This window comes from Kitasatospora dryopteridis (genome assembly GCF_050749075.1).
In the GTDB taxonomy this organism is placed as follows: Bacteria; Actinomycetota; Actinomycetes; order Streptomycetales; family Streptomycetaceae; genus Kitasatospora.
Genome location: NZ_CP192749.1, coordinates 1316904 through 1330611, shown reverse-complemented (window position 1 = coordinate 1330611; position 13708 = coordinate 1316904). Strand labels below are relative to the sequence as shown.

8 protein-coding genes are annotated in these 13708 nt (G+C 75.6%); 2 read left to right on the top strand and 6 right to left on the bottom strand.

All coding sequences use genetic code 11. The features are described from left to right. Positions 1-21 precede the first annotated feature (21 nt). Positions 22-2457 carry a helix-turn-helix domain-containing protein gene (locus ACQ614_RS06010; protein WP_431677188.1) on the bottom strand — a complete coding sequence of 812 codons (2436 nt, stop codon included), beginning with the start codon at positions 2455-2457 and terminating at the stop codon, positions 22-24. A 190-nt stretch (positions 2458-2647) separates the two neighbouring features. Here ACQ614_RS06010 and ACQ614_RS06005 point away from each other — a divergent pair, with 190 nt between their 5' ends. Next, positions 2648-2875 (top strand): hypothetical protein, encoded by a 228-nt coding sequence (locus ACQ614_RS06005; RefSeq protein WP_431677187.1) that lies wholly within the window; start codon positions 2648-2650, stop codon positions 2873-2875. A 19-nt stretch (positions 2876-2894) separates the two neighbouring features. Beyond that, positions 2895-3365, top strand: a complete 471-nt coding sequence (locus tag ACQ614_RS06000) for a hypothetical protein (protein ID WP_431677186.1) — start codon at positions 2895-2897, stop codon at positions 3363-3365. 25 nt (positions 3366-3390) lie between these two features. Here the strand turns inward: ACQ614_RS06000 and ACQ614_RS05995 are convergent, their stop codons facing one another. Genes ACQ614_RS05995 through ACQ614_RS05975 form a run of 5 tightly spaced genes read right to left on the bottom strand, consistent with a single transcriptional unit; the run spans position 3391 to position 13586 of the window. After that, positions 3391-5415 carry a hypothetical protein gene (locus ACQ614_RS05995; protein WP_431677184.1) on the bottom strand — a complete coding sequence of 675 codons (2025 nt, stop codon included), beginning with the start codon at positions 5413-5415 and terminating at the stop codon, positions 3391-3393. Beyond that, positions 5412-6506: a VWA domain-containing protein gene (locus ACQ614_RS05990; protein WP_431677183.1), complete on the bottom strand. Its 1095-nt coding sequence runs from the start codon at positions 6504-6506 to the stop codon at positions 5412-5414. The genes ACQ614_RS05995 and ACQ614_RS05990 overlap by 4 nt, the downstream gene beginning before the upstream one ends. Then, a complete protein-coding gene (locus tag ACQ614_RS05985) occupies positions 6503-8893 on the bottom strand; it encodes a DUF5682 family protein (RefSeq protein ID WP_431677181.1) in 2391 nt (796 codons plus the stop codon). Before ACQ614_RS05985 ends, ACQ614_RS05990 begins: the two co-directional genes overlap by 4 nt. Further along, positions 8893-9981, bottom strand: coding sequence for an ATP-binding protein (locus ACQ614_RS05980; protein ID WP_431677180.1), 1089 nt, complete (start codon positions 9979-9981; stop codon positions 8893-8895). The genes ACQ614_RS05985 and ACQ614_RS05980 overlap by 1 nt, the downstream gene beginning before the upstream one ends. After that, on the bottom strand, positions 9978-13586 hold the full coding sequence (locus ACQ614_RS05975; protein WP_431677179.1) for a DUF4132 domain-containing protein: 3609 nt from the start codon (positions 13584-13586) through the stop codon (positions 9978-9980). The genes ACQ614_RS05980 and ACQ614_RS05975 overlap by 4 nt, the downstream gene beginning before the upstream one ends. Between the last annotated feature and the right edge of the window lie 122 nt (positions 13587-13708).

Here is a 13708-nt window from a genome sequence, read left to right as displayed (position 1 = left end):
GGCAGGCACAGGGCCGGCCGGTCAGCTCCGGTCGGCCCGGTCCTCCGTTGCCCCGCCGCGGTTCGCGGACTCGGCGCGGTTCGCAGGCCCCGCACCGGGGTCGGCGAACCGCGCCGGCGCGTACTTCGCCTGCTGCTGCCGGTAGGAGTGCGCCAGGTGGTGCTGCAGCCGGACGTGCCGGAACTGGTAGACGGCGCCGGTCTGGCGCAGCACTCCCCGGCGGTACGCGTCGTCCAGGAAGGCGGCCGTGTCCCAGGGCAGTTTGCCGGTCAGCGGCAGCCAGACCCGGGACAGCACCACCCACTGCCCCCAGGCGGTGAAGGAGAGGACGTACGACAGGGCGCCGCCGATCCCGCCGACCGCGCCGATCAGGAGCCCGTCCGTGAGACCCCAGGACATCGGCCCGAGGAAGCCGCGCAGCAGGCCGACGATCAGGTACCCGCCGAGGGCGATCGTCACGACGAGCAGCGGTGCCAGGACGGCGAGTTGCCGGGCGGCCGTGGCCCGGTTCGAGGAGAGCAGGCCGGTCGGGGTGGCCGCGGAGGCGACGTCCAGCGGCGCCTCGAGGACGGCCACGAGCCCGAAGACCAGCCCGGCGGCCGAGCCGAAGATCAGCCCGAAGGCGAGCATGTTGATGAGCGTGCCCTGGAGCACGTACACGTTCGTCAGCGGCAGGCCCATGTAGACGGCTCGTTCGAGGGTGAGGGCGCATGCGCAGCCGATGCCCATCACGGACCCGCCGAGCATCCCGCTGCCGAACCGGCCCACGAAGGTGCGTACGGGCCCGCGGCCCATGCTGTTGCGGGCTCTCGGCAGCCGCAGCCGGAACCGGGCCGGCTCGAACGGCCGGCCGCCGGACGCGGCCAGGACGGCGTACACCGAGCCGAAGGCCAGGCCGGCGGCCGGCCCCATCAGCGCCCCCTGCAGCAGGGCCTCGCCGAGGCCGGTGGGGGTGATGAGCAGGGTGACCGCCCAGTCGGCGCCGGCGACGCACAGCGCGGTGGCCAGGACGACCGCCGCCGTGCGCGTCGGCCGCCGCAGTGCGGCGGAGATCTGCCACCAGGCGAGGTCCTGCTGGTCGCGGTCGAGCCGTACCAGGTGGTGGGCGAGGAAGCCGAGCCAGCGCCGGGCGGAGTCCGGGTCCCGGTTCTGCGGCCCGCCGGGCCGGCCGTCGGCGGACTGCTCGGCGGCGCGCCGCCGGTAGACCGTCGGCACGAAGCCCGCCAGCAGGTGGTCCTCCAGGGAGTGCGCGGTGGGGAACCTGGCGCCGTCCAGCAACTCCGCCGGGCTCCGGTCGCGTGCGTCGCTGTACATGGTGCGGGCCAGGATGACCATCAGCGGGGTGCTCAGCACCTCGGCCAGGTGCCTGCTCGCCGGGCTCTCCCCGGCCCGCAGCTCCGCCAGGACGTCCTCCCACACCGCCCCGGCCGGGCCGCCGCCGTCGGCCTGGGCGGCCGGCCGCGCGGTCCGCGGCAGGTAGTCCGCGAGGTCGTCGAGGGTGAGGTCGGCGAGCTCGATCCCGGCCGCCCACACCAGCGGTGTGCCCGCCGCCCGCACGGCCTCGGCGAACTCGCCGCGGCGGCTGGTCAGGACGAGCGGCAGCGAGGTGGAGTTGAGCGCCTCCAGCGCCTCGCACCGCAATCCCTCCGCGATCTCGTCGAAGCCGTCCAGGACGGGCAGCACGAGGTCGGCGTCGACGAGCGCGGCGGCCAGGGTCGCCCCGCTGGGGACCCGGCGGGCCAGGTGCGGGTGGTCGCGCAGCAGCCGGCCGATCAGCCAGTCCCGCAGCACCGTCGTGGTCGGGTCCCAGGAGCCGAGGCTGAAGATCACCGGCACCCGGTCGGCACCGGTCCGCGTCTCCAGGAAGTCCAGGGCGAACCTGATCGTCAGGATCGACTTGCCCGAGCCGGCCCGGCCGAGCACCACCAGCCGGCCGGAGGAGATCCTCCGGTAGACCTCGGCGGCACTGCGCAGATCACCGCTCAGGTCCATCCGGTCCGCCGTGGCGCCCGGTTCGAGGCGCTGGACGTTCTCCGAGTGGTCCGTCAGATCCGGCGGTGCCTCCCGCCAGCGCACCGGGAGCGGGAAGGGGTCGTGGACCCGGCGCTGCTCCTCCTCGCGCCGCCAGCGGCGCCGCACCTCCCGCGCCAACTCGTCCGCGGCATCGGCGAGTGCGCCGCGCACCGGCGACGGACCGGGCGACCCGGGGGCCGGCAGGGCGGCCGGTGCACTCTCGGCCCTGCCGAGCGTGGCCGCCAGCAGCCGGCGGTCCCCGGGGCCCACCTCCAGGGCGTCCGCCAGCAGGTTCACCGTGCCGAGCCGGTGGTCGGTGGCCTTGCCGGTCTCCAGCCTGCGGATCGTACGGACGCTCACCCCGGACCGCTCCGCCAGGAGCTCCTGCGTCAGCCCCGCCTGCGTGCGCAAGCGGCGCAGCAGCGGCCCGAGTTCATCCGTCACTGCACTCCCTCTACTACTCCCGAGTAGGCCGAACCGCGGACGAGCCTACCCTGACGGTCGGTCATATATGGCCGGTGTCATGGCCTGTGCTCCGACCAGGGCGAACGCCAGCATCGGTGCTGCGGGCGGAAGGCCGGCCACGGGACCGGCCGGGCGGCGCGTCCCGTCGGGCAACCCGTGAGGAGAGGACATGGCCTACCGCTACTGGTGCGGCGAGTGCGGATTCAGGACGGCCTGGCTCGGCGAGTCCGAGGGCGAGCGGCAGCAGGTCGAGCACTACCGGCGCAAGCACCCCGGCATCCCGCCCGGCGGCCACGTGGAGGTCGACCGGAAGGACCCCGGGGGAGGCCTCGGATGCCTCCAACTCGTGGTCGTCGCCGTCGTCCTGCTGGCCCTCGCGGCCTCCTGCCGCCGCTGACGAAAGGAACGAAGGAACCATGGGAACGAACGACGAGCAGGGCTGGGACGCGGCCAGGGCCGCACACCGGGCGCTGCACGGCATCCTCGTCGAAGGCAAGCGGGCCGGGCAGGTCCAGGACGACCTCGACCGGGCGGGGCCGGCCTTCATCGGGGTCTTCTGCGCCTTCTTCCGCAACGTCATGGAGCGGGCCCTCACCGGGCACGAGAGCGTGGACACCGTCCGGTCGTACCTGAACCGCCTCAAGGCCGCCCACCCCAGGGAGCTGGCGGCCCTCCAGACGTACCCGATGGCGGTGTTCGTACTGGAGCAGATCGGCCCGGGGGCACCGCCTCCGGGCGAGTCCCGGCTGTTCTCGCTGGAGGGCGAACTGCTCCACCAGATGCGGCTGGCGGCGGACTACACGGCAAAACAGGAGAACCTCGTAGGAGACGTCCTGGAGCTCTACCTCCAGGGCGCCTCCGCCCGCTACGTCACCGGCACGTACTGACCGGGTGGCCCGCAGGGAGCGCCCTTCACGGCGTGGCCGTCTCCTGGTGGAGGTCGAGGGCGACGAGGAGGTGGACGGCTGCGTCCGTCCAGGGGGTGACGGCTGCGGCCGGGGTGTCGGTGCCGAGGGTGGTGGCGACGGTCCGGACCAGGCCGGCGGCGGTGTGCAGACCGGTGCGGTGCAGGTCCGCGGCGGCCGCGGCGAGGCGGTCGTGGCCGGTGCGGCCGCACCCCCGCAGGCCCGTCTGGACGAGATCGGCGAGTGCGGAGAAGGCGGACTCCAGGGCGCGGGTGATCGGGTCCGCGGTGCGTACGCCGGCGGGCGTGAGGATGCGGGTGCCGGTGTCGGCCGCCAGGTCGGGGAGGACGAGCCCGTCCGCGGTGAGGACGGCGAGCGGGTCGAGCACCGGGCGGCCGCCCTCCCGCCGCAGCAGGCCGCTGACGAAGCGGACCTGCCCGCTGCCGAGTGCGTCGGCGAGGGCGTCCAGCCGCCCCGGGCAGACCGGGTCGTGGTGGGCAAGGACGAGTGCGCTCCCGCCGGACGGGTCGTGGACGACCGCCTCCAGCCGCTGCCGGGCGGCGTCGTAGCCGACGGGTCCGACGGAGGAGACCGCCAGCACGCGGGCGGTGTCGGCCTCCACCCGCGGCCGGATCAGCCGTGGCGGCCGGTCGTCCCGGTCGCCCAGGTGTGCGGCGATGTCACGGACGAGGAGTGTCCCGGGCAGGTCGGCCCAGGCGGAGCCGACCGGGGTGACGCTCGTGGCGGCCACCCGTCCGCGGCCGATGGCGACCGTCCGGCCGGGGCTGCGGGAGATGGACTCGCTGACGATGTTGGCCCCGGCCAGGGCCCGCAGCGGGGAGCCGAGCAGGCGCCGGGCGGCCAGGTCGGCGCCGGTGAGGGACTGACCCTCCGCCAGGTCCCAGCGCTTGCGCAGCACCAGGGCGATCCCGGCGTCCGGCTGCGCGAGGTACAGCTCGGCCGAGCGTTCGGCCGGTGTCCGGCCGGAGATCCGGCAGCCGAGCGCGACCAGCCGGACGCGGCGCAGCGGGGTCTCGGCCGGCTCCTGGGTGCCGAGCACGCCGGGCCGGTCGAGTGCGCCGGCCCGGTGCCGGGCGTGGAGTTCGGCGACCAGAGCGGCGACCTGCGCCGCCTCGTACCGGGTGTCGCGTGCCGTGTAGGAGTCGACCTGGCTGCGCAGGTCGGTGAGGACCGCCGCGGGCCAGTGCAGTGAGGCCCGGGACAGGGCTGCGCCGGTGCGGTCCAGCTGTGCGGCGAACACGGGCGTGGTGTGGGCGACGCCGTCCAGCAGCAGCTCGTCGGCGAGGGCCAGGGCCTCGTCGAGGCCGGAGGGGTCGGTGTCGCGGCCGGGCCCGGCGGGGGCGGGGCCGCCGACCGAGACCCGGCGGCTCGCCGCGGGGGACGCTCCGCCGTCCGCGTCGGCCGCGCGGAAGGCCCAGACCGCGAGGGCGACGGTCTCCCCGCGCTGCGCCGCGGCGGCGTCGGTCAGGGCGTAGCCGAGCTCGTGCGGGACGGGGAATCGCACGGTGCAGGTGGCCAGTTCGACCCAGGGGGCGGGCTGCGCCTCGCGGGCGGGGTGCACGGTCGCCGTGTAGCCGCGGGCGAGGACGCGGCGGGCGGCGGCGAGGGCGGCCCCGCCGAGTTCGGCCTCGAGCCGGGCGTCGTCGAAGCAGCCCGGCGACCAGTCGACGAAGGACGGACCGACCGCCTCCTCCCGAACGGCTTCCCGGTGGGCCTGTCGGTAGGCCAGCACCAGGCCGATCCGGTGCCGGCAGGCGCCTGCCGCGGCGCAGCTGCACTCGGCGGCGTCCAGACCGGTGCCGGCGGGCAGACGGGTGTGGCTGCCGTCCGGGAAGGAGCCGAGGACGCCGCCGTCGGCCGCGAGTTCGATCCGGGGGCCGGCGCCGGCGTCCAGGTCCTTGGCGGCGCGCTTGACCAGGCCGCGGTTGGCGAGCGCGGCGAGCGTGTCCGAGGTGAGGGCGAGCAGGTCCTCCCGCGGCGGCGCGCCCGCGAGGGCGGCGTCGGCGGTCACCGGCCCACCTTCTCGGCGACGAACTCGGCGAGCCGGCCCGGCGTCATCGCGCCCACGTGGGCGCCTGCCTCGGCGAGCCGGCCCGCGAGCTTGCGGTCGTAGACCGGGTCGGCCTCCTCGTCCAGTGCGGCCAGGGCGAGGACGGTCGTGCCCTGCGCGACCAGGCCCCGGACGGTGCGGACCAGCCGGTAGGGGTCGCCGCCCTCGTAGAAGTCGGAGATCACCGCCACGATGCTGCGGCGCGGATTGTCGACCAGCCCGGCGGCGTGGTCGACGGCGCGGGCGATGTCGGTGCCGCCGCCGAGCTGGACTCCCATCAGCAGCTCGACCGGGTCGGCGACCTCCGAGGTCAGGTCGACCACCGCGGTGTCGAAGGCGATCAGGTGGGTGCGCAGCCCGGGCAGGCTCCACAGGCAGGCGGCGGTGACGGCGGAGTGGATCACCGAGTCGACCATCGAGCCCGACTGGTCGACGAGCAGGATCAGTTGCCACTGCTCCAGGTGCCGCCGGGTCCGCGAGTGGAAGTGCGGACGCTCGATCAGCACCCGGCGCTGCTCCGGCAGGTAGTGCGCCAGGTTGGCCCTGATGGTGGCCCGGAAGTCGAAGTCGCGGGCCGACGGCAGGCGGCTGGGGCGGCGCGACCGGGCACCGGTGAAGGCGCGGCGCAGCTCGGGGCGGAGCCGGTCCATCAGATCGCGGACCACCGCCTCGACGATGCGCCGGGCCATGGCGAGCACCTCGGGGTCGGTGACGATCTCGTCGATCCCGTACCGTTCCACGGCGTCCCGCTCCAGCCGTTCGACGGTCTCCTTGGGGAAGAGCCGGTGGACGTCGTCCAGCCAGTCGACGGCGGTGACCCGGGAGGGGCCGTCGCCGCTGGCCCGCGTGCCGGCCGGGCCGCTTCGGACGCCGCGCCGCTCCAGGTCGGCGTCGCGGCCGTAGAGCCATTCGAGCGCCGCGTCCCGTGCGGCGGCGTCCTGGCAGAGCGGGCCGGTGGCGCGTTCGGCGGGCGCGCCGAGGATCAGCCGCCAGCGCTCCAGCCCCTCGTCGGCGGTCACGCCCGCCGCGTGCTCGTGCCGACTGCCGGTCACCGCGGTGCCTGCCTGTTGCGCAGGCCGGACCTGTCGAGCAGTCGGATCACGTTCTCCTCCAGGGCCCGCGCGCGGGCCAGGTCCAGCGGGGCGGCCGAGGTGCGCAGCAGCGAGCGGGCCGAGCCGCGGCGGTTGCGCCGCTCCAGCAGGCGTTCGGCGATCCGTTCGCGTTCGCGCGGCGGGAACCAGGCGAAGGCCTGCCGCAGGGCGGGCAGGCCGGTGAGGAAGTCGTCGCCGGTCATGGCGGTGACGATCTCGTCGAGGGTGTCGAGCAGGGTGGCTGCCGGCGTGCCGCCGTCGACCGTGCCGCCGAGGCCGGTGATCTCGTCGCGGGCGAGGGCGAACAGGCCGGCCAGCCAGTCGCCGAGTTCCTGCGGGTCCGTCGTCGCGAGGGCGCGTGCCCGCTCGGCGGCCTCGCCGCCGCCGCAGCCGAGGGAGCGGAGCAGTCCGAGTGCGGCGCCGCGGAGGTCGGCGGGTGCGGCGGGGTCGGCCGCGATCCGGCGGGCGGTGTCGGCCGCGGCCGCGCGGGGGAGGGTCAGTACGGCCTCGGCGTGGCGGAGCGCGTCCCGGACGGCGGCCAGTGCCTGCAGCCGGCCGGGGTCGACGCCGCTGCCGCCGTGGAGTCCTTCGGCGAGCCACAGGACGCGGCCGACCGCCTCGTCGACGAGCCCGGCGAGCAGCGGGCTGCCCGCGGTGCCGTAGATCCGGTCGTGCCGCCACAGGTGCAGTGCGGTGGTCAGCACCTCGCCCGCCGGGCCGAGTTCGGCGATCGTGGCGATCCGGGCGGAGAGTGTGCCGAGCAGTTCTGCGGAGAGCGTGTCCGCCCCGCACAGCACGGCGTCGAAGAGCACCGTGGAGAGGGTGCCCGCCTCCGCGCCCGGTGAGCCGCCGGCCGCGGCCCGTGCTCGTTCGGCGAGGGCGACGGCGGCGGCCTCGTCCAGCCGTGCGCCGTGGGCGCCCGCCTCGATCAGCGCCGCCTCGCGCCCGTGCGCCGCGGCCGGCTCCCAGCGTTCGGTGAAGACCGGGTCCGACCCGGCGGCGGGGCCGGACTCGCGGACGTGGCCCGGAATGCCGAGCACCCGCAGCCGGTGCAGCACCCGGCTGCGCGCCAGGCCGTCCGGGTCGGTCAGGTCGGCGGTCGCCGCGCGGCCGGACTCCACGCCGCAGTGCGCGAGTTGCGCGGCCACGTCGTGCACCAGGGGCGGGGCGGGCGTGGCCGGATGCAGCCGGCCGACCCGGTCGCCGGTGCTCGCGGCCAGCATCTCGACCACGGCGGGATCGGTGCCGGGGGCGAGCGTGCCGCGCCCGCTCCACGGCAGCGGCTGCTCCAGGGCCTCGCTGATCAGTGCGCCCGCGAGGCCGTCGAGCACGTCGGTACGGGCCTGCACCGGGTGGCCGCGCATCGCGGCGAGGCCCGCGGCGAGGCTCCGGGCGGCGATCAGGTCGGCCGTGGAGACGCCGATGCGCCGGTCGCGCAGCCGTCCGACGATCTGTTCCAGCAGGCCGTCCGCGGCCGCGGCGGGCCCGCGCTCCCACAGCAGTTGGTAGTAGCCGGGGGAGGGCATGCCGGACTGGTAGCCGCCGAAGGCGTCGAGTTGGCGGAAGGAGTACGGCACCAGGAAGCTGCCGCCCAGCGCACCGGCCGGCGGCCGGGGGACGGCCGGCCACTCCTCCACCCCGAAGGGCCCGCCGACGCCGGCCAGTGTGCGCAGCGCGGGGGTGTGGAAGCCGCCGGTGACCACCAGGACCGGCCTTCCGCCGGCCCGGGCGAGTGCGGCGCGGACCCAGCGGGCCATGTACTCCTCCCGCGCCCGGTCGCCCGGTTCGGCCCGGGTGTCCCCGCGGACCAGGTCGAAGTAGGCGTCGAGCCGCTCCCGCAGGCCCTCGGGCGGCGCGACTTCGACGATCCGGTCCCACAGGGCGTCCACGGAGTCGGTGTCGAAGCGCCGGCAGAGGCGCCGGGTGGCCTCGGCGTACCGGCTCTCGGCGTCGGCGAATCGGTTGGCGAGCGGTTCGGCCCGTTTGGTGAAGGCCGGGTGCCAGGCCGGCAGGTCGATGAAGTGCACCTGCGCGCCGGCCGCGCGGCCGCGGGTCAGCGCGACCCACTCCGGCGAGTACTCGCACAGCGGTGTCCAGGACGTCGCGGTGCGCTGCTCGTCGCGGTAGTGGCTGAACACGGCGACCGGCAGCTCGTGGCCGAGCAGCAGCTCGTCCAGCCGGGGGTTCATGTCGGCCGGGCCCTCCACCAGCACGTGGGCCGGGCGGAGGGCCTCGACGAGGTCGGCCACCAGCCGTGCGCAGGCCGGCGAGTGGTGGCGCACGCCGACGAAGACCGCTCCGTCCGGGTGCCGCTTCGCGGGCGTGCGGCCGGGGTGTTCCGCGGGCATCAGCCGGCCAGCAGGTGTCGGGCCCGGTAGAGGTCCTGCCAGGCCGCGCCGGGCCGGCGCCCGGCCTGCTGCTCCAGGAAGCGGCGAAGCCGGGCGAGGTCCTCCGGGCTGTCCTTGGCCGCGGTGCCGGCGAGGCAGGTGACCACGTCTGCGGCGTTGCCGGGCTCGCCGCGCAGGAACCAGCCGCGTACGCCGACCGCGTGCGCCACCGACACGGCCTCCGCGGTGCTCATCACCGCGGAGATCCGCTCGCCGGAGGTCTGCGGGACGCGCAGTTCGCGGAACGTCCCGACCAGCACCTCCAGCACGTCGCGGTCGGGCGGCGCCTCGACTCCGGAGCGGCGCAGCAGCGCACCCACCTCGGCCTCGACCAGGGCGAGTTCGGTGTCGAAGTCGGCGACGGGGAAGACCGTCTCGAAGTTGAAGCGGCGCTTGAGGGCCGCGCTCATCTCGTTGACGCCGCGGTCCCGGGTGTTGGCGGTGGCGATCACGTTGAACCCGGCGCGGGCGAACACCATCCCCTCCGGCCCGTCCAACTCCGGTACGGCCATGACCCGTTCGGAGAGCAGGGAGAGCAGGCAGTCCTGCACCTCGAGCGGGCAGCGGGTGATCTCCTCGAAGCGGACGAGCCGCCCCTCGGCCATGCCGCGCAGCATCGGCGCCGGCACCAGGGAGCGCTGCGAGGGCCCTTCGGAGACGAGCAGCGCGTAGTTCCACGAGTACTTGATCTGGTCCTCGGTGGTGGCCGCGCCGCCCTGCACGGTGAGCGTCGAGGTGCCGCTGACCGCGGCCGCGATCAGCTCCGACAGCAGGGACTTGGCCGTGCCCGGTTCGCCGACGAGCATCAGTCCGCGGTTGGTGGCCAGCGTGACCAGCGCCCGTTCGACCAGCGCGGCGTTGCCGACGAACTTGCGGCCGATCCCGGCCTCCTCGTCGCCGACGACGAACCGGCGGGCGGCCCGCAGGCTCAGCTGCCAGCCGGGCGGGCGCGGGTCGTTGTCGGCGGCCCGCAGGGCCGCCAGTTCGTCCGCGTACCTGATCTCGGCGGGCGGCCGCTGGAGTGCGGCCCCCCGGACGTCGGCGCTCACTTCGCGGTCACCTCTTCCAGGTCGGCGAGCAGCTCGGAGGCGGTGACTGTGTCCAGGTCGCCGAAGCGCAGCGGGTAGTCGCGGCTGGACCAGTAGTCGCCCGGTGCCGTGTCCAGCCAGACCGTCTCGAAGACCTGGTCGGGGAAGAGGTCCAGAACGCCGACCGCGATGCCCTCGTCGAGCTGGATGACCAGATAACAGCCGTCGCCGAGCCGCTTGGAGAACCAGCGCTCCACACCGGCGTCCTGCGGTGTGCCGCGCTCCCAGCCCCGCTTGGTCAGGCCGAGCAGGCGGCCCACCGGCACCTTGCAGCCCTCGAAGCGCCCCAGGCGGCCGGCGGCCTCCTCCTCCGGCGACAGCCGGTGCACCGGCCGGCCGAGCTGCGGGAACGGCTGGAGGATCTCGTAGTCGGCGAAGAGCTCCGACCACGCGGCCACGGCCTCGCCGAGGTGCAGCGGGTGGGCGACGCGGACGGTCGCCTCGTCGGCGAGGGTGAACGCGTCGTCCTCGGCGTCGGCGAAGGTGCGGTCCTCGGCGACCCGGAAGGCGGTCGTCGTCGGGGTGCCCGCGCCGTCGGTGCCGTCCGCGAGCCAGACCAGGCGCCGCACGAGGTGCCAGACCAGCGGGTGCCGGACGAACAGCTCCCGGAACTCGGCCGCGGACCAGCTGCGCCCGGCGACCATGGCCGCCTCCAGCCGGCGGATCTGGCCGGAGGCGATGGTGCGGACGTCCTTCTTCAGCGCGGCGAAACGCTTGCGCTCGGCCGGGGCGAGCTCCTGGTCGTCCTTGACGCCGGGGGCGGGCAGGTCCTTGCGACGCTTGCCGGCGCCGTCCAGCACGAACGGGCGCAGCTGCTCGTCGAAGCCGACGGTGAAGCGGCGCGGGCCGTAGTCGACCACCGTGGTGCCGTCGGCGTCGAGGCCGAGGTCGGGGACGAGGCGGTCCGAGAGCTGCTCTCCGGTGAGGCCCAGGCCCCTGGCCACCTCGGCGATCTTGTTCTCGGCGCGGGTCCTGAGCGCCTTGAACTTCACCCGCTGGGCGATGCCGTGCAGGTGCAGCAGGGCGATGTCGCTGCCGATCTCGGCGAGGACGTCGAGTCCCTCCACTGCGCGGTGGTGGGCGCTCTGGCCCGGCCAGTCCCGCACGATCGGGGTGAGCCGGCGGACGGTCCCGTCGTCCCCGAGGGGCCCGAGGGCGTGCAGGGTCCAGCTCTCCTTGGCGGGCATGCCGGCCTGCCGCCACTCCTCGAACAGCGCCCAGGCGAACGCCGCCAGCGAGTCGGTGCGGCAGGCCTCGATTGCCACGGCGAGCCCCGGGTACGGGGCGCCGGGCTTCGACAGGGCCAGCATCATCAGCACGTGCCGTACGGCATCCGCCGGCAGCGCCTCGCCCGAGGTGAGCAGCAGCTGCGGCAGCACGGCGGGCTGCACCCAGCCGGGCAGCACCGGCATCCGGGCCGGCAGCGCGTTCTCCAGCGGGTCCGCGGCCAGTGCCTCGGAGACGATCTCCGCCGCCTCCTCGCCGTACCGGGCGGCGACGGCGGCCAGGACGGCGTCGGTGCCCTCGCCGGCCGCGACCTGGCGCAGCCCCTGCTCGGCGGCCCTGCGGGCGGGCCCGACGGGGCCGACCGCGTCCGGCACCAGCAGCACGGCCGCGGCCACCCCGTGCCGGGCGAACCAGGAACGGGCGGTCGGCTGGGCGGACTTGAGCCGGACCAGGGCGTCGGCCATCAGCCGGGCGGCGCGGACGTCGAGGATCGGCAGCAGCAGCGGAGCGACGTTCGCCGGCTGGGCCTCGGCGACCGCCAGTGCCGCACCGAGCGCCGCGGTGCCGTACCGGGCGAGGATCGGGCGCAGCGCGTCGTAGCCGCGCCAGGTGTCTGCGGGCCGCCAGTTCTCGACCCGGGGGGCGAGCACCTCGGCGGGGCCCTGCACCAGCAGGCGGCAGGCGTACCAGAGGCTGCTGCGCTTCCCGAGGACCTGGTCCGCCTCCGCGGCCCAGTCCGTCGACTCCGGGTACTGCCAGCCGGTGAACGCCGCCGCGGACCAGCGCTCCTGCTCGCCGTCGAGCCAGATCAGCTCCGCCGTGTCGTCCGGCTGCAGTCCTTCCAGCACACGCGGTTTGGTGGGCGTACGCCTGCGCGTCCACGGCGGGGAGACCAGCAGCGCCGGTAGTGCCTCCGGCGCCGCCTCGGCGACCCGCGGGCGGGCGCCGTCCAGCGTGCTGACCAGCTCCGCGGCCGCGGTGTCGAGCCGGGGCAGCAGCTCGGGCAGCAGGGCCAGGTGCGCCGTCACATGGTTGTTGAGGAGCTGTCGGGCGGCCGGGGCGTTCTTGCCGCCCTTGAGCGCCGCCGCGGCGAGCAGCCGGGTCGCCCGGACGGGGAACCGCTGCATGGCCTCCTGCAGGGCCTGGCGGATGTGCCGGTCGTCCATGCGGGCGAGCAGCAGGCGGAAGGCGTCGTCGCTCGGGAACTGCGCCACGGCCGAGGCGACGGTGCGTATCGCGTCGGAGCGGTAGGCGCTGTCGATCGCATCGCCGAGCAGGGGCACACAGGCCGTCCCGACGCTGTCGGCGAGCGTGGCGATGAGTGCCACGGACCAGCCGTGCCAGATCCGTACGGCCGGGTCGAGCCGGCCGACCTGCGCGGGATCGTCGAGCAGACGGAGCAGCAGTGACCGCATCATGGGCGCGTTCGCGCCGTGGCCGGGCTCGTCGGCGATGCAGTCGTCCGCCCACCCCGGTGTGCCCGGCGCCAGGTAGGCCGCGGCGAGGCGGCGCCGCGGCGTGGTGCGGCACTCCGCGAGCGCCGCGACGGCCTGCTCGTAGTCGGCCTCCTCCGCGGCGGCGAGCAGCGCCCGCACCCGGTCCAGCAGTGAGGACACGAGGTACGGGTGGATGTACTCCGCCGCGCGGAGGAAGCGCAGCGCCGTGTCCGTCCGGCCGGACCCGTGGTGGTCCCAGTCGGTGGTGACCTCGAAGACCTCCAGCGCCGCGCGGGCGGCGAACGCCGGGCCGTGCTCCATCATCCAGGTGTCGGCGAAGTCCGACTCCTGCCACCCGCCGGACGCCCACGCGGGCGGCACCATGCTCGCCACGGCGGCGGCCCCGAGCGGATCGGCCTCCCCGGCCAGGTAGGCGTACGCGGCGCGGACCAGCGCCGGGTCACTGGCAGGGGCGGCCAGGAACTGCCCGATCCGGTCGGACTGGGCCGCAATCTGGTCCCCGCAGCGGCGGACGGCGTCCGGCCTGGGCTTCTCCACGGTCCGTGCCGCGCTGTTGCCGCGGCGCGGCTGGACCATCCGCCGCCATGCGCGGGGCAGCACGAACGCGTCCTCGTCCGGCAGCCCGACGGGCCCGGCCTCGGGCTCGCGGGCGGGGGCCGGGGCCGGGGCCGCGTCGGCCGTCGTCTCGGCGTACCCCTTGCGCTGCTTCTCCGCCACCAGCTTGGCGAAGTGCGCCTCCGCCGCCTCCGCGGAGCCCAGCGCCTTCACCTGGAGGCGACCCTCCGAACCGATCCGGCCGTAGCGCACCTGCACCGAGGCACCCTCGACCGCAGCCTCCCAGAACTTCGCAGAACCGTCACCGACGAGCTCCCAGCGCCGCACAGCCTTCTCCTCCGAAGCGTGGTCGTGCACCGGGTGCAGCGGGCCCTCCGGTGATCAGTGGGCGAAACCCTAGCGACCAGGTCGGACAGCCTGCGCAGCGCGGTCGGCCCCACGGCCGGGCG

What these genes read in the sequence shown, in the direction of transcription:
- ACQ614_RS06005 (WP_431677187.1), top strand. Translation starts at nt 2,648, where the DNA reads ATGGCCTACCGCTACTGGTGCGGCGAGTGCGGATTCAGGACGGCCTGG.
- ACQ614_RS06000 (WP_431677186.1), top strand. Translation starts at nt 2,895, where the DNA reads ATGGGAACGAACGACGAGCAGGGCTGGGACGCGGCCAGGGCCGCACAC.
- ACQ614_RS05985 (WP_431677181.1), bottom strand. Translation starts at nt 8,893, where the DNA reads ATGCCCGCGGAACACCCCGGCCGCACGCCCGCGAAGCGGCACCCGGAC.